Source organism: Nocardia brasiliensis ATCC 700358, from assembly GCF_000250675.2.
Classification (GTDB): Bacteria; Actinomycetota; Actinomycetes; order Mycobacteriales; family Mycobacteriaceae; genus Nocardia; species Nocardia brasiliensis_B.
Window position 1 is genome coordinate 7,331,480 of the sequence record NC_018681.1, and the last position, 18,008, is coordinate 7,349,487.

Sequence of the window (18,008 nt, forward strand, 5' to 3'; positions counted from 1 at the left end):
GCCGCGCGGATTTCTCTACACCCGACCCGAAACTATTTCTACTCGCGGGTCCTGCGCTCAGTCGTCGAGTTCGACGACGCGGCGCAGTTCCACGTGTCCTTTCTCGCCACAGGGGATCTGGCTCGCGATCTCGGTCGCGGCGGCCTGGTCCGGGGCGGCGAACAGGTACAGGCCGTCGATCACGTCGGCCGATTCGGCGAACGGGCCGTCGGTGAGGGACAGGCGTCCGTCGCGGACCCGCACGGTCGTCGCGGTGGCCGGCGGCTGTACGGCCCCGCCGCCGCGGATCGCTGCGCCGAACTTCGCGCCGAACCGCTGATGCTCGGCCACCGCGGGATCCCATTCGGGGGTGCCCGGCGCGATCACCGCGCCCGGCGTCTCCCAGAGCAGCGCGAGCCACCAGTCCGGGCCGGGCTCGGCGTGCGGCGCCCATTGGACCAGCGGACGCAGTTCGACCGCGCCGTCCTCGGCCGCGGGGGCCTGCCGGGCCAGTTCGATGGCCTCGTCCAGGTCCGCGCAGTCGAACACGAGGAACCCGCCGACCACCTCGGTCTGCTCGGGGAACGGGCCGTTGGTCGTGATCAGCCTGCCACCGGTGTGCCGGAGTTCGACGGCGGTCTCCGCCGGGAACAGCGCGACGCCGCCCGCGATCGCCGCGCCCGCCGCGGCCTCGAAGGCGGCGTAACGCGCGACCTCCGCGTCGAATTCCGGGGTGCCCGGCTCGGCGTAGGGCGCGTCCGCGGGTCCCACCAATGTCGCCAAGTACTGCATGATCGCCATCCTTCCTCGAATCGAAGGGCCTGCTGCCCCTCTATTCAAGCGACGAACACCGCCACCGGGTCTCTACATCAGGCTCTAACCGCCCGCGAAGGGCGGCAGCACATCCACCCGCTGGGTCAGGGCCGCGGCGGGATCGCGGGTGAGTTCGTCACCGACCAGATAGGCACAGACCGACAGCATCTTGTCCAGGTCGGGTCCGTACGACGCGGACAGGGTGGAACGCAGGTCGCCGACGGTCGCGCCGACCGGGAAGTCCAGGTGCTCCCGGTCCTTGCCGACGGCGTCCGCGATCGCGGCGAAGTAGCGGATCTCAACCACCGATGGCTCCCATCGTGCGTTCGGGCGGGACGAAACCCTCGGCGTCGATCCCGTGACCAGCCCATTTGTTCCACATCGCACCGCGCCACAGCGTAGCCAGTTCGTCGTCGCCGGCCCCCGAGCGCAGCACCTGGCGCAGATCGTATTCCTGATCGCTGAACAGGCAGGAGCGCAGCATGCCGTCGGCGGTGAGCCGGGTGCGGTCGCAGCTGTCACAGAACTTGCGGGTGACCGAGGCGATGATGCCGACGGTGGCGGGACCGCCGTTCACCAGCCAGGTCTCGGCGGGCGCGGCCGGATCGTCGCGACCCGCGGGGGTCAGCGTGAACCGCGCGCCGAGCACGTCGAGCAGTTCGGCGGCGGTGACCATATTGGCGCGCGCCCATTCGTGGTCGGCGTCCAGCGGCATCTCCTCGATGAACCGCAGCGCGCACTGCTCGTCGAGGCACCACTGCAGCAGATCCGCTGCGCCGGAGAGTGTTTCGCGCATCAGCACGGCGTTGATCTTCACCGGCGCGAGCCCGGCGTCGCGCGCGGCGCGGATCCCCGCCAACGCGGAGCCGAGCCGATCGCGGCGGGTCAGCTTGGCGAAACCGGCCCGATCCACGGTGTCCAGCGAGACGTTCACCCGGTGCAGCCCCGCGGCTGCCAACGCGTGCGCGCGGTGCTCTAGCCCGACGCCGTTGGTCGTCATCGCCAGCGGCACGTCCGGCACCTGTTCGTGGCAGCCCGCGATGATCCGCTCCAGATCCCGGCGCATCAACGGCTCACCGCCGGTGAACCGGACCTCCCGCACACCGAGTTCGCGCACCGCGAGCCGCACCAGCCGGACGATCTCGTCGACGGTCAGCAGCTCGTCCGGCGGGATCGCGGGCAGGCCCTCCTCGGGCATGCAGTAGGTACAGCGCAGCGAGCACTTCTCCGTGATGGACACGCGCAGATCGCGCGCCACCCGCCCGAAGCGGTCCAGCAGGAAGGGCGTGTCGGGGCGTCCGTCGAGCGAGGGACGCCCGGACCGCACGGCAGGTATCCCCATCTCGACCAGAGTCACGTGTCCATTATGACCTCCGGCCCTCGGTGGTCAGCCGCCGAAGGTACGGAAACCGCCGCCGAGCACCGGACATTTTTCTGAGCTTCGTACAAGCGGGACAGGCGGCCGGTACCGATCGGCACCGATTACGCTGGCTCGCATGAATCCAAGGCCCGCCAGTATCTCGGCCCGGCCGGTCGACGAGTACCGCGACAGCATCGAACAGCTGTTGCGCCCGTTGGCCGCGCGGGCGGTCGAGGACGTCGCGGTGCCGCACGCGTTGGGCAGGCAGCTGGCCGACGATGTCCGCGCGCCCGTCGACCTGCCGGTGTTCCGCAATTCGGCGATGGACGGCTACGCGGTGCGCGCCGCGTCCGTCGCGGTCGCCCCCGTGACGCTGCCGCTGGCCGGCGTGGTCGCGGCGGGCAACGCGGGGCAGACACCGCTGCCGCCGGGCGCGGCGATGAAGGTGATGACCGGCGCGCCGATCCCGCCCGGCGCGGACTGTGTGGTCCCGGTCGAGGACGCGCGCGCGGACGAGGGCACGGTGACCGTCGAACGCGGCCGCAGCGCAGGCGAATTCGTCCGCGAGCCGGGTACCGACGTGCACGCGGGCGATCTGCTCGCCCGCGCGGGCACCACCCTCGCGCCCCGGCACATCGCCGCGCTCGCCGCGGTCGGGTTGCCCGCCGTCGCGGTGGTGCGCCCGGTGCTCGCCGCGATCATCACCACCGGTGACGAGCTGGTCCCGGCGGGTACCGAGCTGCGCCCCGGGCAGATCTACAACTCCAACGGGATCGCGCTGGCGGCCGCGCTCACCGCGAACGGCGTCACCGTCGTCTCGGTCGAGCACAGCACCGACGATCCCGCCCAGTTCCGCAAGCTGCTCGCCGCCGCGACCGGCTCCGCCGACGTCGTCTTCACCTCCGGCGGGGTGTCCAAGGGCGACTTCGAGGTGGTCAAGGACGTGCTCGAGCCGCTCGGCGGGCAGTTCGGGCCGGTGGCCGTACAGCCCGGCGGACCGCAGGGACGCACCGTGGTCGACGGGGTGCCGGTGCTGAGCTTCCCGGGCAACCCGGTCAGCACCATGGTGTCGTTCGAGGTGTTCGCCCGGCCGATCCTGCGCCGGCTCGCCGGACTGGCTCCGGTGCCGAGTTACGACCTGCCGCTGCGCAACGCGGTCGCCCGCTCGCCGCAGGGTAAGCGGCAATTCCTGCGCGGCAAGCTGATTCATCCGGAATCCGGTGATCTGCCTGCGTCGCAGCAGCTTCCGGAGGCGGTCGAGGTGGTGTCCGGTCCCGGCTCGCACCTGATCGCGAGCATGGCGTGGGCCGACGTCCTGATCGACGTGCCCGCCGCGGCCACCACGCTGCCCGCGGGCACCGTGGTACGAGTGTGGACGCTGTGACACGCCTTGTCGCACAGCGGAGTTACCCGAGGAGTAGGCGATGAGTGAGTTGTCCCATGTGGACGGCGAGGGCCGGGCCCGCATGGTGGATGTGAGCGCGAAGGCCGACACCACCCGGGTCGCGCTCGCGGCGGGCGAGCTGCGAACCACCGCCGAGGTGATCGCGCTGGTGCGCGCCGACGACCTGCCCAAGGCCGATGTGCTGTCCACCGCGCGGATCGCAGGCATCGCCGGGGCGAAGAAGACCTCGGAGCTGATCCCGCTGTGCCATCAGCTGGCGCTGTCCTCGGTCAAGGTCGAGTTCGGTTTCACCGATACCGCGATCACCATCGAGGCGACCGCGAAGACCAAGGGGCCCACCGGCGTCGAGATGGAGGCGCTCACCGCGGTGGCGGTCGCGGGACTGACGCTGCACGACATGGTGAAGGCGGTCGATCCGGCGGCGACGCTGAACGACGTCCGTTTGCTCACCAAAGACGGTGGCAAGCAAGGACATTGGGAACAGTCGGCGGCGACACCCGCATCCGCGCCCGAAACCGTGAGCGCACAAACAGATTTCGAGTCGCGCTCCGCGGTGGTCGTGGTCGCCTCGACCGGCGCCGCCGCGGGTACCCGGGTCGACACGACCGGCCCCGTGCTCACGGAATGGCTTGCGGGTCTCGGCTTTTCGGTGCGCGGACCGCTGGTGTACGCCGACGCCGATATCGCCGTCGGCCTGGCCGACGCGCTGCGGTTCCAGCCGTCGCTGGTGGTCAGCACCGGCGGCACCGGCGCCTCGCCCACCGACGCGACCCCCGAGGCCACCCTCGCCCTGCTCGACCGGGAACTACCCGGCGTCGCCGAGGCGATCCGTCAGCGCGGCACCGCGAAGTTTCCGCTCGCCGCGCTCAGCCGCGGCGTGGCCGGGCTGTCCGGCCGGTCGGTGCTGGTGAACCTGCCGGGCTCGCCCGGCGGCGTCAAGGACGGTATCGCGGTGCTCGAACCACTGCTCGATCATCTGCTCGCGCAAGTAGCCGGAGGCGGCAACCATGACGACAACTGAACCCACCGTCCGGCTCGCGCGGATCAGCGCCCAGCCGCTCGACGCGGCCGAGGTCGAAGCCGCGGTGACCGGACCGCACTACGGCGCGGTCGTGGTGTTCACCGGAAAGGTGCGCGACCACGACGGCGGCCAGGCGGTCGCCGCCCTGGAGTACTCGGCGCACCCGGAGGCAGAGCGCTTCCTGCGCAAGGTCTGCGCCGAACTGGCCGCCTCGTCGGAGTTGCCGGTCGCGGCCGTGCACCGGGTGGGCGAGTTGACGATCGGCGACGACGCGATCGTCGTGGCCGTCGCCGCGGCGCACCGCGCGGAAGCGTTCACCGCGTGCGCCGAATTGGTGGACCGGATCAAACACGAGGTGCCGATCTGGAAGCGGCAGCTGTTCGCCGACGGATTGTCCGAATGGGTCAACGCCTGTGGGGCGTAACAAGCCCGTGACATGAATCCTATGACGAATCAACACGCCGGAGTTAGCGTTTTCGCGCGCGCAGTTCATCGACGGCTGGTTCAGCCTGGCGGACCTGCTCAGCGCAGCCATTCAGCACAGCACCGGGGTGGCGGGGACCCCCGCGAGACACGGGAGGACGCGATGGGCACCGACCAGGTTCTGCTGCACCGCTTCGTCATCTCTCAACTCGGCGCGGCCGGGCTCGATCGAGACCGGCTGATCAGGGAGACCGGGCTACCGGAGTGGACGATGGCCGGTGACGACGTGCACCTGCCCAGCCACACCTTCTCCCGGTTGTGGGAGCTCGGCGAGCACGGACTGGGTGACCCGGACGTCGCGTTGCATGTGGCCCGGCGCTACCAGCTGCCCACGCTCGGACTCTACGACTATCTGTTCTCCACCGCGCCGACCCTCGGCGCGGGCCTGGCCACCTGCGGGCCGTACGTCACCGCGGTGACCACCAACCATCGTTTCGACCTCGTCGCGGAGAACGACGAGGAAGTCACCCTCTATCTCGACATGATCCGGGGCGAGGGCCGCGGCCGTGACCTCACCCAGCTGTGGGGCCTGACCGCCGTGCTGAGCCGCGCCCGCCGGGTGGTCCGTGCTCCCCTTGCGCCACTGCGGGTTTCGTTGCGCCAATCGGCGCCCGCGCAGGTGCACACGTTCGTCGAGGTGTTCGGCACCACCGCGATCGAGTTCGACGCGCCGGTGGACGCGATGGTCTTCCGCGCGACCGACATGGATTTGCCGCTCACCACCAGCGACCCGGTGCTCGCCGCGATCCTGCAGCCGCTGGCCGAGGCGCTGCCGCCCCCGCCGCCGCTGGCCGGCGCCTGGCCCGAACGCGTCGCGGCCGCCTTGGCCGACGCCTTGGAGTCCGGTGACGTGTCCTTGGATCGGGTGTCCCGCAGCCTGGCCACCAGCCCACGAACGCTGCAACGCCGCCTGATGGAGGCCGGCACGACATGGCGGCAGGAACTGGACCGGGCGCGCACCGCCCGGCTCGATGCGGCGACCGCGACAGGCAAGCTGAGCCGAGCGCGCCAAGCCGAACTCCTCGGCTATTCGGACGCGGGCTCGATGCGCCGCGCCGCGCGCCGCTGGTCGATCACGGTTTGAGGAAACGCGCCACGATCCCCCAGAACGTGGTGTCCTCGATCCCACGGAAATCCCAGCCGTTGGCGACGGCGTGCGACTCGGCCACAATGCTGGGCACATCGAAGTCGTAGCGCGTGGCGGTCCCTTTGGCCTCCAGCACCTCGATCACATACGCGGTGGCGCTCTCCTGCGAATCCAACACGGAAAACTCCCATCGGTCGCCAAACGAATCTGTTCGATCGTCAATCGGTGCGCCGACCCCGACACGTCGCGCGGCATGCTCGCTCCATTGCGCACGTGCCGACGCGGCGGGCACCAGGACAGTCTCGTGTCCGCCCGGCGCCGCCGCCACAACCGAACGCGCCAGTTTCGGACCGAACGCGCCAACTTTCGCGGAATCGATGCCAAATCGTGGGATCAGTGCCAATTCGTGGGATCAGTGCGGCGTGTAGCGCCAGACCCCGAGCAGCGACTGCGGATCGAGCCAGTCCTCGGCGGTGTGCACGGTGTCGTCCAGCCGTTTGCGGACCAGTTCGACGTCCATGCCCGCGCCGATCAGCACCAGCTGGGTGACGCGCTGCTCGCCGCGGGCCCAGTGTTGCGGCTCGAACACCAGGTGCCGCCCGACCAGATGCATGACGAACTTGCGGCGCTCCTCGGCGACCGCGAACGTGGCGAAGCCCTTGGCCCGGAACAGGCCGGGCGGCGGATCCTCCAGGAATTCGATCAACCGGCGTGGGTCCAGTTCCCGCTCGCTGGTGAAAGAAACGCTGACGTAGTCGTCGTGCAGGTGGCGGTGCTCCGCGTGCCCGGGTTCGTGCTCGTGCTCGTGCAGCAGTGCGTCGAAGCTCAATTGCTCGGCGACGCGCGGTGTTTCCCGCAGCGGTTCGTCGAACAGCAGGCCCGCCTCGAGCCTGCCGTGCGTGGTGGCGTACACCGGGACCTGCCCGACCACCGCCGAAATATCCTGTCGCAGCGTGGCCAGCTCGCTCGCGGGCACCCGATCGGCCTTGTTCACGACCACCAGATCGGCCAGCCGCAGGTGCGTGGTCAGCTCCGGATGGCGCGCACTGCTCGCCGGGAACTGCTCGGCGTCGACCACCTCGACCAGACCGCCGTAGCGGATGCGCGGGTTGTCGCTGCCCACCACCATGCGGATGAGATTGCGCGGCTCGGCCAGACCGCTGGCCTCCACCACGATCACGTCGATCTTGGCGCGCGGCTGCGCCAGGCGGGTGAACATCTCGTCCAGTTCGCTGACGTCGACGGCGCAGCACACACAGCCGTTGCCGAGCGAGACCATCGCGTCGACCTGCCCGGCCACCAGCATCGAGTCGATGTTGATCGCGCCGAAGTCGTTGACCACCACCCCGATCCGGGTGCCGCGGCTGTTGCGCAGCAGATGGTTGAGCAGCGTCGTCTTCCCGGAGCCGAGAAACCCCGCGACGATCACAACAGGTATCCGGTCAGCCACGCCGACCACCATACTGCGCGACGCGAGCACCGCCGAAGCGCCGAACGGCACCCTCGTCGAGGGTGCCGTTCGACCGTGCGGGGACGCGCTACTTGGCCGGTGCCAGGAACTTGGCCGCGAGTGCGTAGGCGAGGTTGATCAGTTCCGCGGTGACCATGTTGTTGTCCACGCCCAGCGCCTTGGCCAGCGGCATCACCAGTTCGAGCACCATGTCCATGATTTCGCGGACGGCCGCCATATCGCTCGGGGTATCCGTGGACGGGCTGGTGCCCGGCAGGCTCGGGCTCTGCTGGGTGCCCGGTGTGGACTGCTGGGTGCCGGGCGCGGGCGGGGTGAACGGCGAGGCCTGGCCCTGCGGTGCGGTCTGGGCGTTCGGCGCGGACTGGGCGTTCGGCACCGACTGGGCCTGCGGCACGGTCTGCGCTTGCGGGGCGGCCTGGCCGGGCAGCGGGGTCAGTGTCTGCGGCGCGGCCTGTCCGCCCGGCGGATCGATCGATGCCGGATGCGGTTGCAGCGGCGAGTTCGCCGGCACCGGCGCGACAGCGGGCACAGGGGACGGATCCGGCTGCGGCGCGGTCGCGTTGTCCGCCGCCCCGGCGGACGCGGGCGTGGTTCCCGGCGGGCCCAGCAGATAACTGACCAACCCGGTGGTGATGGTCATCGCGTGCTTCAGCTGTCCCTCTCGGCTTTCCAGCTGCGCCGCGTCGTCGAGGTTGGCGCCGTTGCCCATCTCGATGAACACATCGGGGATCTTGGTGAGCGCAGGACCGGCGATATCCCTGCGCGACATCAGGCCATCGGCACTGGCGTACGGCGCCGGGACGAAGCCCGACTGCAAGTACGCGTCGCGCATCGCCTTCGACGCCGCCAGCCCCGCACCCGACTGGACCTTGTCGATCATCGCGTCGGGAATAGGAAGTTCGGGCACGATCAGATGGAAGCCGCGCTGATCGGCGGGCGCGCTGTCGGCGTGGATACTGACCGCGACGTCGGCGCCCGACTTGTTCGCGGCGGCGGCCCGCTCATCGATACAACCGCCCCAGCCCTGGTCGTCCTGCCTGCTCAGCACCACGCGCGCGCCGAGACTCTCCAACGAGGTCTGCACCAGCTGCGCGACGTTCCAGTTGATGGTGTGTTCCGGGACGCCGTGCACCGTGGTCATCCCGGTGGTCTGGCAGTCCTTCATACCGCCGCGACCGTCGCTGACCTGCTTGGCCACGTTCTCGCCGTGCCCTGGCCCCTGATGGCCGGGGTCGAGGAACACCGTTTTGCCCGTCAGCTTCTTCGCCATCTCGGGGAAGGCGGGGCCGGCGCTCGCGGTACCCGGGACGAGCCCGGACAGCGTCACCGTGACCGCGGCCGTGACGGCGGAAGCTACTCCGGCCTTGATGATGCTTGGCTGCTTCATGTTCGGTCGGCACCCCGGGACCGGGCACCTCTCCCTTCCCATTAGTAACACCAAACCCAGTGGTTCACTCTGGCAACGCAAGCATCAGGATAGCAACACCGGTTACTGAACCGTTACCGCCGAAGACGCGTGTTCACAGTTGGTCACCTGCCCGACAGCGGCGAGTTCAGCAACCGTTCAGCCGGAACCGCCGACGCGGCACGGTCACCCGGGAACGTCGCCGGCGAATCCGCCATCGAGAGAGCCGTTGCTGTGTAAGGTTTTTGGTGTTCAGCCGATCGCGCGGTACCGCTTCTGCGGCGCGGGTTGCGTTTACGCCTGTGCCCTATTCCGACATTTTCCGGCACCAGGGGGCAGCAGATGGCAGAGCACGAACCCGCACCGCCCGCGCGCAGCGGCAGCAGGTACGGATCGACCCACTTCTGGACCGTGGTCGGCAGCGCGGCGGGCGTGATCGGTGCGGTGGTGGCGCTGATCTTCGGTATCGCGCAATGCTCCGGGCCCGACTCCGCCGAGCCGACCGTTCCCCCGGCGCCCTCGACGCCGTCACCGTCCGCGGCTCCGACGACCACGACCGAACCCCCGCTCGCGCAAGGGCACGCCAAACTGGTCAACGTCGAAGGCATCGACCTGGACAACGGGCAGGTGCGGGACCAGAACGTGCCCGGTGTCGATATGAGCCCCTCCAAAACCGCCGACTCCCTCAACGCCATGACCGACGGCAACGCGCGCTTCGCGGTACCACAGGATCGAACCCGTACCGGCGCCGACCGCTGCGCCGCGATCCCGACGGTCAGCTGGACGCAGACGCTGGACGACGTCTACCACCTGACGACCGGCAGCCACCTCTGCGTGCAGACCGACCAGGGCAACCTCGCCGAGCTGACCCTCACCCATATCCCTTCCGCCGCAGAGCAATACCTCGAGTTCGACTTCGTCACCCGGCGCAGCGGATAGGCGGGTGGTGCCGCCTTTCCGACGGCTCAGGCGCCGCGGGGCAGCCTGCGCAGGGAGCGCAGGGCGTAGTGGACGCGGGTTTTCACGGTGCCTACGGGGACGCCGATATCGTCGGCCACTTCTTGGTAGGCGCGGTCGCGCAGGATCACCTCGACCACCGCTTCGCGCTGCGAGGCGGGTAGCCGGGCGAGCAATTCGGCGACGAGGAGTCCGTCGACCAGGCCCTCCGAGAAGTCGGGGTGGGCGTAGCGGACGTCGCTCAGTTCGCCGATCTCGTCCCAACCGCTGTCGCCGGGACGCGCGGCGCGCGAGCGGGCAATGTCGATGACGACGTTGCGCAGGATGGTCAACAGCCAGGTGCGCACGGTGCCCTTGGTTTCGTCGAAGTACGCGCACGAACGCCACGCCCGCAGCAGCGACTCCTGCACCGCTTGTTCGGCCAAGCCGCTGTCGCCCAGCATCCGCACGGCACGCCAGTGCAGCAGAGCCCGGTCGCTCGCCAATACCGCCGCGAGGCCCGCGTCGGTACACAACCCCGCGCAGGCCGCACCGCAGGGGACCGGCCGCCGAGCTGTCCGGCCGGACTCGAGCCGAGCACACGTCATACCTGAGATATCGCGGCGGACCGGACCGATGACAACAGCGCGGGCGAACCGGTCATGCATCGCCACAAGAAAAAGCGAAACGCGCCACATCCGACCGCGACCTCTGGTAGATCTTGGCCCCGGAGATTCGCCGATCTCCCAGGTCAACCGCTGCGCGGGGGTCGGAGCACGATTCGAGGAGAACATCACCATGCGTGCAGGCACGCTTCTTGTCGCGGGTGCCATGGCGTCCGCGCTGACCCTGCTCGGTGCCGCCACGGCTGCCGCGGAACCCGCGAACACGATGCCCGAGGACGGCCTCTACCTGGTGGGCGTCGACATCTTCCCGGGCTGGTGGGAGGCGCCGGGCGCGCCGGACCGCGACCACCCGTGCGACTGGCGCAGGCTGTTCAAGGTCGAGGGCGACAACACCGACATGCGCTACATCATCGGCAACGACTACACCCGCGGCGGCCGGGTGCTCGCGGAGATCAAGCCCACCGATCTGGCGTTCAAGACGAAGAACTGCGGACCGTGGCGACTGGTGCCCGCGCCGCCCCGCTCGGGCTCCTTCGGCGGCTGAGCGAGGCGGCGCTATCGTCGGGCCATGACGCGGACGAAGATTCTGATCACCGGCGCGAGCGCCGGGCTCGGCGCGGCGATGGCCCGCGATTTCGCGAGCAAGGGCCGCGATCTCGCGCTGTGCGCTCGTCGCCTGGACGCGTTGACCGCGCTGCGTGCCGAGCTGTGCGCCGCACACCCCGGCATCACGGTCGCCGTCCGCGCACTCGACGTCGACGACCATCCGGCGGTGCCGCGGGTGTTCGGCGAGTTACGCGACGAACTCGGCGGGCTGGACCGGGTGATCGTCAACGCGGGCATCGGCAAGGGCGCGGTGCTCGGCACCGGCCGCGCGGACGCCAATATCGCTACGGCGACAACGAATTTCGTCAGTGCGCTGGCCCAGGCCGAGGCGGCGTTGGAGATCTTCCGCGCCCAGCACGCCGGACACCTGGTGCTGGTGTCCTCGATGAGCGCGATTCGCGGGCTGCCGGGCAAGAAGGCCGCGTACTCGGCGAGCAAGGCCGGTCTCGCCGCGCTCGGGCAGGCGCTGTCCACCGAACTGGCGAGCTCGCCGATCGCCGTCACCACGCTGCTGCCCGGGTTCATCGCCACCGACATGGCCGCCAAGGCCGGTGACGCGCGCTTGGTGGCGCCGCTGGCGAAAGGCGTCGCGGCGATGGTCGGCGCGATCGAAAAGGAACAGCGCCGGGCGTGCGTGCCGGCGTGGCCGTGGCGGCTGATCGATCTGGTGCTGCCGCGGTTGCCGGGTGCGGTGGTCCAGCGCCTCGGCTGAAAAAGTGCTGTGCGCCACATAAACGGGCGCTGAGAGTTAGCTGAATGTCCGAATTTATATTTCTTTAACACCTGCGGCCGCTATTTGACGCTTCCTTTGCAGTGCTTGTTACGTTCACGTAATAAACCCCGACGAACCTGTGCGGAGGTTCGTATTTATGGGCCGCGCCGGCTCGAGCCCCCGAGGGGCCGAAGGTGCTCCTGCTGAGGAAAGTGTTTGAGGTACATGAAGGTCAAGAAGTTCGCTGCCGCGTCCACCCTGGTCATCGCGGCCATCGGCATCACGAGCGGCACCGCCTACGCGGCGCCCGTCGACCCGGCCCCGGCCCCCGAGACGACCGTGCAGACCGATATTCTGCCCGGCATCCGTTACACCGCGAATGTGGTGGACAAATCGGTTGTCCTGAAGACCGACGCCGGCTCACTGACCACCCAGGGCACGCAGTTCCAGGTGCTGGATAACCAGGGACACCTGGTTGCCGGAATGCCGCTGACATATCTGAAAGACGGCCTGGAATGGCCGATCGCGGCCCAGATCGACGGCAACACCGCCACGTTCACGCCGAGCACCGACCCGGCGACGGCCCGCCCCGCCGCCATGCTGAAGCCGGCCGAGGCCAAGGACATCGCGGGCGCCGACTTCAACACCGCACTCAGCACCGCCGCCACCCAGTTCGGCCTGGCCACCGCGATCGGCACCCTGGTCGGCACCATCGTCGGCGGCGTCCTCGGCTGCGTCGCAGGCGCCATCATCGGCGCTCCGCTCGTGGTGCCGACGTTCTTCGCGGGCCCGATCGGCCTGTGCCTCGCCGGCGCGGGCGTCGGCATCGCCCTCGGGGCAGCGGCGGGCATGGTGCTGCTCGGCGTCCCGGTCGGCATCGCCAGCGCGATCCAGTTCTTCAGCGCCGTCTACGGATAACCCGCGCCACCTTCCTTCCGATGCCCGGTCCGGGACGCTTTTCGCGTCCCGGACCGGGCATCGTCGTGTCGACGGTCGGTGCGATCGCGCGAGGCGGGGAATATTCGTGCGTCGCAGGTCGTTCCCCCTGCTGGACGCACCACCCTTGCGTGGTGTAGATCGACCAGGTACTCTCGGCCAGGTCTTCTCCTTGTGGATGTAGGTAGCTCCTCCCACCAGGTATCCGAGATCCCCTCTCCGAATCCGGCTTTCAGCGCCGTTCCGGTATCCCGAGGATCCCACCTCTGACGACGCGTCTCGCTACGCCGTCGCATATCCGGCCGTTCGCCGTACCCCACGAACCATCACCTGAAGGAAATCCCATGAACACCAATACTTCTGAGCAGTCGACACGCTCGGTCACCGGCATCCTCGACCTCGTCGGAAACCGGGCCACCCTCCGCGTCGACGGATACGCTCCCAGCCCGCTCGACCTCACCGTGCCCCAGCGCCTCGTCCGTACGCACCAGCTGCGGCGCGGCGACTTCCTCACCGGCACAGCACAATCCGAAAGTACGAACGACAAACCCGCGCAGCTGCTGACGGTGGCGACGGTCAACGGGCAGACGCCCGACAAACTCACCGACCGGCCCGTCTTCGCCGAGCTCGTCCCCATCCACCCCAACGAACGCCTGCGCCTGGAAACCGAGCAGCACGCGCTCACCACCCGGGTGACCGACCTGGTGATGCCGATCGGCAAGGGGCAGCGCGCGCTCATCGTCGCACCGCCCAAGGCAGGCAAAACTTCTGTGCTGCAAGCCATCGCGCACGGCATCGCGAAGAACCACCCCGAGTGCGAACTCATGCTCGTGCTGGTCGGCGAGCGTCCCGAAGAGGTCACCGACCTCAGCCGAGCGGTGCCCGCCGCTGTCGCCGCGTCCACCTTCGACCAGCCCGCCAAGGAGCATGTCGCGGTGGCCGAACTCGCCATCGAGCACGCCAAACGCCTGGCCGAAATGGGCCGCGACGTGGTCGTGCTGCTCGATTCGCTGACCCGGCTCGCCCGCGCCTACAACCTGGCCAGCCCCTCCTCGGGCCGGGTGCTGTCCGGCGGCGTCGAGGCCGCCGCCCTCGCCCCGCCCAAGCGCTTCCTGGGCGCGGCCCGCAATTTCGAGCACGGCGGCTCGCTCACCATCATCGCCACCGCCCTGGTGGAGACCGGCTCGGTGGCCGATACGGTGATCTTCGAGGAGTACAAGGGCACCGGTAACGCCGAACTGAAACTGGATCGCGCCGCCGCGAACCGGCGCGTCTTCCCCGCCGTCGATATCGCCCAATCCAGTACTCGCCACGACGAATTGCTGCTCGCGCCCGCCGAGCGCGCCACGATCGACACGCTGCGCCGCACGCTCGGCACGCTGGACGGACAGCAGGCGCTCGACCTGCTGCTCGAGGGTCTGCGCAAGTCCGAGACGAACGCGGAGTTCCTCGCCCCCATGCGCGGCTGAGCGGGTTTTCGCCCTCGATACGGTCCCGGCCGAAACCCGCCGGAAGCCCGCGCCGCCCGCTGCTGGACTGGGCGACGTGTCCACGATGCTCCGAACTCCCGCAACGACATCCGCGCCGAACGCGCGAACCGGCCGGCTCGCCGTCGCCGCGGTGACCCTCGCGATCTTCGCGATCGTCACCACCGAGATCCTGCCGATCGGACTGCTCACCTCGATCGGTGCCGACTTCACCGTCTCCGACGGCAACGCCGGGCTGATGATGGCCGCGCCCGGACTGATCGCCGCCGTCGCCGCGCCCGTGGTGACCGTCGCGTCCGGCCGGATCGATCGCCGAATCATGTTGTGCCTGTTCATGTTCCTGCTCGTCACCGCGAACGTGCTGATGGCCGTGGCATCCGCGTACCCGCTCGTGCTGGTGTCCCGGGTGCTCGTCGGCGTCACCATCGGCGGCTTCTGGTCCATCGCGGCCGGGCTGGCCGAGCGCCTCGTGCCCACCGCCGCGGTGCCCCGGGCCACCGCGGTGATCTTCGCCGCGGTGCCGCTCGGCTCCGTGCTCGGCGTGCCCGCGGGCACGTTGTTCGGCGAGATAGCGGGCTGGCGCGTGACTTTCGCGGCGCTCGGCGCACTGTCCGCGCTGGTACTCGGCATGCTGGTGGTGTTCCTGCCGCCGCTGCCCGCCCGCCGCGGCACCGACGCGGCCGTGCTGCGCATCCTGCTGCGCGGCAGCAATATTCGATTCGCGTTGCTGGTCACGTTTCTCGTCGTCTTCGCCCATTTCGGTACCTACACCTACGTGACGCCGTTTCTCGAGCAGGTGCCCCGGCTCGGCCCGGGTCTGGTCACGCTCGTGCTGCTGAGCTACGGGGTCGCGGGCATTCTCGGCAATTTCCTGGGCGGTGCCACGATCTCCCGGTACCCGCGCGCCACCTTCGGGTGCGCCGCGGCGCTCATCGCGCTCGCCGCGCTGCTGCTGCCGGTGCTCGGCCGATCACTGCCGGGCGCGCTGTGCCTGCTCGTCGTCTGGGGGCTCGGCTACGGCGCGGTACCGGTGTCCTCGCAGGCCTGGTTCGCCAAGGCCGCCCCGACAGTGCCGGAGGCCGCCGCCGTGCTGTTCACCGCCGCGTTCCAGGCCACGTTCGCCCTCGGCGCGCTCGCCGGGGGCGGCGTGCTCGACCGGACGACGCCCAGCACGCTGCTGATGCTCGGCGGACTGACCGCGGCGCTCGTGCTCGTCCCGGTGGCGGTGCACGCCTTGCGACGCCACACCTGGCCGGACCCCACACCATTACCCCGGGGGTAATCGACTCGGCCCCACCCCTCGGGCAGGATCGGCACCATGATCGACGAGACGGGCACCATGCTCTTCCACCAGACCATGCCGTTCACCGAGCGGCTCGGCATCGAGGTGCTCGAGCACGGTCCCGCCCTGGTGCGCAGCCGCCTCTCCTGGGACGAATCGCTGTGCACCCTGGGCGGTGTGATGCACGGCGGGGTGCTGATGTCGCTGGCCGACGCGACGGGGGCGGTGTGCGCCTATTTGAACCTGCCCGAAGGTAAACAGGGCACGACCACCGTCGAATCCAAAACGAACTTCCTACGCGCGGTTCGCTCGGGCTATGCCACCGCCTCGGCCACCCCGCTGCACGCCGGCCGCTCGTTCATCGTCGTCGAGACCGAAATACGCGACGACGCCGGGAAACTCGTCGCCAAGGTGACCCAAACCCAAGCGGTGCTCTAGGCGCGCGCACTCTCGTCGAGTCCGCCGACGTGGTGCACGAACAGCAGATGATATGCGGAATACCGGCGACGCGGATGCCGACAATTCGGGCAGGAAGCTGTGACGGGCCACTCCCCGCCGGGACGCACCATTGTCAAGCCTCACAAACCATTCGAAAAACTATCCGCGAAATACGGAATGACACAAAGCATCTCGGGTAGCCCGGGTTGATGTTACACTTTGTCACCTAGAGATTCAGTGCCGACCCTCGGGTTCCGAAAGGCGCTCCACCGGGTGCCGATCCCCCGCGAAGCCTGCCACCGCAGCTCTCCCCCTTTCCCGTAACTCGCACTGCGCTCGGAATTTCCGTGCGCGACCGAAGACTTCTCGCCCCACCGGGCGAGTAATCCGACAGCGAATCTCGTTCGACATTCCGGCGACCACGCACCGTCACCTTTCGGTCCGGACTCGCTGCCGCCACTGTCTGACCGGTCCCGCCCGCGGCCACGAACGGATGCGATGAACGAACGTATACCCGCAGGGACTGCGGAACTCGCCGCGCCGCTGGAGCATTCACCGGACCCGCTCAACACCGCCCTGCGCGACCGGCTCATCGACGCGACCGTCGAGGTGGTGTCCACGCAAGGCCTGCACGCGCTGACCGTGCGCCGCGTATCCGGCATGTGCGGCGTCTCGACGATGGCGGTGTACTCCAACTTCGGCGGCATGGCGGGTCTCATCCGGGCGGCGGGGTCGGCGGGTTTCGCGCTGCTCGGCGCGCGGATGGACGAATTCGATATGACCGACGATCCGATCACGGATCTGCTGGTGCTCGGACTGGTCTTCCGGGACGAGGCGCAACGCAGGCCCGAACTTTTCCAACTGATGTTCGGCACCGGATCGCAGCGCATCGATATGAAGATCAATCGCGGCAATGTCCTTGTCGCCGAGAATGATTCAGAATTCGAACATTATCAGGAGACGTTCGACCACGTGGTCGACACGGTGCGCCGGGCACAAGAGGCCCACCTGATCGACACCCCCGATGTGCGCTCCGCCGCCGCGCAGCTGTGGATGGGCCTGTTCGGCTTCGTCCAACTGGAGATGGCCGGACACCTCGGCGACGAAGGATTGCTCGAAGTACTCGTGCCCGCGATCATGAACCTGCTCATCGGCATGGGCGCGGAAATGGACGAGATCGGGCGCTCGGTGATCGAGGCGATGGAACGGTTCACCGCGGTCGACTGACCGGCGCCCGGCGGCTCAGAACGGCAGCCGGGACCGTACCCGCTGCGCGCGGGCCATCGCGCGTTCGGCGGCGCTGCCCCGGGGTGGCATCAGCCCCAGCTGCAACAACATCTCGGTGAGATCCCAGCTCGACTGGCTGCGCCAGATGAGCCCCGCCCGGAACTGCCAGAGGTCGACCACCAGCAGATCTATCTTCTTGCCGGTGGCGGCGAACCCGGGCGGCTCGATGGGGCCGAGGTGCGTGCCGGTCATCCGCCACGGCACCACCGCCAGTTTGCCGTCCGCGGCGAGCACGGGCGGAAAAGGACTGACATAGGCCACATCCGGGAACGATCGCACCGTGTCCGCGACGAATTCCTCGACCGCGGTGCGACCGGCCGCGCGCCGGCCGAGCGACGGGTCGTACCAGACGGTGTCTTCCGTAGCGCACTTCCCGACCGCGGTGCTGTCGCCGCTGTTCCAGCCCGCGATGTAGCCTGCGGTGAACTCGGCCAGCCAGGCCGCGCTCGCGATCGTCTCGGCCTCGGGCTCGACGCGGAACTCCCCGGTGCGGTACGGATCCATGACGCAACGCCTTTCGCCGACACTGATTCGCGCCCTCAGCATAGCCGCCCAATTCGACCCACGGGCAATCGTTTACGTATTAGTCGCCACCGAATGCAGGCCATAACAACGTCATTCGATCCGATAACATCGTCATGCCCGAAGAGCCCTCCGGCATAACCCTGTGATAA

The 18,008-nt window shown here is 69.0% G+C and carries 19 protein-coding genes and 1 pseudogene; 12 read left to right on the top strand and 8 right to left on the bottom strand.

Going from position 1 to position 18,008, the window contains the following annotated elements:
• Positions 1–57: 57 nt before the first annotated feature.
• The 3 genes from O3I_RS32545 to moaA form a co-directional block, all read right to left on the bottom strand.
• Complete coding sequence (locus O3I_RS32545; RefSeq protein ID WP_041564650.1) at positions 58–771, bottom strand: YciI family protein; 714 nt, start codon at positions 769–771, stop codon at positions 58–60.
• 84 nt (positions 772–855) lie between these two features.
• Positions 856–1,098, bottom strand: coding sequence for a MoaD/ThiS family protein (locus tag O3I_RS32550; RefSeq protein WP_014987278.1), 243 nt, complete (start codon positions 1,096–1,098; stop codon positions 856–858).
• Complete coding sequence (moaA, locus tag O3I_RS32555) at positions 1,091–2,149, bottom strand: GTP 3',8-cyclase MoaA (RefSeq protein ID WP_041563009.1); 1,059 nt, start codon at positions 2,147–2,149, stop codon at positions 1,091–1,093. Before moaA ends, O3I_RS32550 begins: the two co-directional genes overlap by 8 nt.
• A 139-nt stretch (positions 2,150–2,288) precedes the next feature.
• Here moaA and glp point away from each other — a divergent pair, with 139 nt between their 5' ends.
• The 4 genes from glp to O3I_RS32575 all read left to right on the top strand — a co-directional run bounded on the left by glp (position 2,289) and on the right by O3I_RS32575 (position 6,145).
• The gene (gene glp, locus O3I_RS32560; RefSeq protein WP_014987280.1) at positions 2,289–3,536 is read left to right on the top strand and encodes a gephyrin-like molybdotransferase Glp; all 1,248 of its coding nucleotides are present in this window, start codon (positions 2,289–2,291) and stop codon (positions 3,534–3,536) included.
• A 40-nt stretch (positions 3,537–3,576) separates the two neighbouring features.
• Positions 3,577–4,578, top strand: a complete 1,002-nt coding sequence (gene moaCB, locus O3I_RS32565; RefSeq protein ID WP_014987281.1) for a bifunctional molybdenum cofactor biosynthesis protein MoaC/MoaB — start codon at positions 3,577–3,579, stop codon at positions 4,576–4,578.
• Entirely contained in the window at positions 4,565–5,002 is a 438-nt protein-coding gene (locus O3I_RS32570; RefSeq protein WP_014987282.1) for a molybdenum cofactor biosynthesis protein MoaE, read from the top strand. The genes moaCB and O3I_RS32570 overlap by 14 nt, the downstream gene beginning before the upstream one ends.
• A 162-nt stretch (positions 5,003–5,164) precedes the next feature.
• A complete protein-coding gene (locus O3I_RS32575) occupies positions 5,165–6,145 on the top strand; it encodes an AraC family transcriptional regulator (protein ID WP_014987283.1) in 981 nt (326 codons plus the stop codon).
• Here the strand turns inward: O3I_RS32575 and O3I_RS46605 are convergent.
• The 3 genes from O3I_RS46605 to O3I_RS47095 all read right to left on the bottom strand — a co-directional run bounded on the left by O3I_RS46605 (position 6,135) and on the right by O3I_RS47095 (position 9,006).
• Positions 6,135–6,551 carry a hypothetical protein gene (locus O3I_RS46605; RefSeq protein WP_014987284.1) on the bottom strand — a complete coding sequence of 139 codons (417 nt, stop codon included), beginning with the start codon at positions 6,549–6,551 and terminating at the stop codon, positions 6,135–6,137. The two genes, O3I_RS32575 and O3I_RS46605, sit on opposite strands and share 11 nt — an antisense overlap.
• Before the next feature lie 9 nt (positions 6,552–6,560).
• Entirely contained in the window at positions 6,561–7,610 is a 1,050-nt protein-coding gene (locus O3I_RS32585; RefSeq protein ID WP_041564652.1) for a CobW family GTP-binding protein, read from the bottom strand.
• Between the two features lie 76 nt (positions 7,611–7,686).
• Positions 7,687–9,006, bottom strand: coding sequence for an N-acetylmuramoyl-L-alanine amidase (locus O3I_RS47095; RefSeq protein WP_014987286.1), 1,320 nt, complete (start codon positions 9,004–9,006; stop codon positions 7,687–7,689).
• 360 nt (positions 9,007–9,366) lie between these two features.
• On the opposite strand from O3I_RS47095, the gene O3I_RS32595 reads away from it, so the two are divergent.
• Positions 9,367–9,963, top strand: coding sequence for a hypothetical protein (locus O3I_RS32595; protein WP_014987287.1), 597 nt, complete (start codon positions 9,367–9,369; stop codon positions 9,961–9,963).
• A gap of 26 nt (positions 9,964–9,989) precedes the next feature.
• Here O3I_RS32595 and O3I_RS32600 read toward each other — a convergent pair whose 3' ends face one another.
• Positions 9,990–10,628: a sigma-70 family RNA polymerase sigma factor gene (locus O3I_RS32600; RefSeq protein WP_237748173.1), complete on the bottom strand. Its 639-nt coding sequence runs from the start codon at positions 10,626–10,628 to the stop codon at positions 9,990–9,992.
• Positions 10,629–10,758: 130 nt separating this feature from the next.
• Between O3I_RS32600 and O3I_RS32605 the strand changes: the two genes are divergently transcribed.
• The 7 genes and pseudogenes from O3I_RS32605 to O3I_RS32635 all read left to right on the top strand — a co-directional run bounded on the left by O3I_RS32605 (position 10,759) and on the right by O3I_RS32635 (position 17,274).
• Positions 10,759–11,130: a hypothetical protein gene (locus tag O3I_RS32605; protein ID WP_041563010.1), complete on the top strand. Its 372-nt coding sequence runs from the start codon at positions 10,759–10,761 to the stop codon at positions 11,128–11,130.
• Between the two features lie 24 nt (positions 11,131–11,154).
• Complete coding sequence (locus tag O3I_RS32610; RefSeq protein ID WP_014987290.1) at positions 11,155–11,904, top strand: SDR family oxidoreductase; 750 nt, start codon at positions 11,155–11,157, stop codon at positions 11,902–11,904.
• 225 nt (positions 11,905–12,129) lie between these two features.
• Positions 12,130–12,822, top strand: coding sequence for a hypothetical protein (locus tag O3I_RS32615; protein ID WP_014987291.1), 693 nt, complete (start codon positions 12,130–12,132; stop codon positions 12,820–12,822).
• A gap of 353 nt (positions 12,823–13,175) precedes the next feature.
• A pseudogene (locus O3I_RS32620) lies at positions 13,176–14,309 on the top strand (transcription termination factor Rho, short form); the annotation flags it as partial.
• An 85-nt stretch (positions 14,310–14,394) separates the two neighbouring features.
• Positions 14,395–15,609: an MFS transporter gene (locus tag O3I_RS32625; RefSeq protein ID WP_051067052.1), complete on the top strand. Its 1,215-nt coding sequence runs from the start codon at positions 14,395–14,397 to the stop codon at positions 15,607–15,609.
• 36 nt (positions 15,610–15,645) lie between these two features.
• Positions 15,646–16,047, top strand: a complete 402-nt coding sequence (locus O3I_RS32630; RefSeq protein WP_014987294.1) for a PaaI family thioesterase — start codon at positions 15,646–15,648, stop codon at positions 16,045–16,047.
• 498 nt (positions 16,048–16,545) lie between these two features.
• Positions 16,546–17,274 carry a TetR/AcrR family transcriptional regulator gene (locus O3I_RS32635; RefSeq protein ID WP_014987295.1) on the top strand — a complete coding sequence of 243 codons (729 nt, stop codon included), beginning with the start codon at positions 16,546–16,548 and terminating at the stop codon, positions 17,272–17,274.
• 15 nt (positions 17,275–17,289) lie between these two features.
• Here the strand turns inward: O3I_RS32635 and O3I_RS32640 are convergent, their stop codons facing one another.
• Positions 17,290–17,838, bottom strand: coding sequence for an ester cyclase (locus O3I_RS32640; RefSeq protein ID WP_014987296.1), 549 nt, complete (start codon positions 17,836–17,838; stop codon positions 17,290–17,292).
• Between the last annotated feature and the right edge of the window lie 170 nt (positions 17,839–18,008).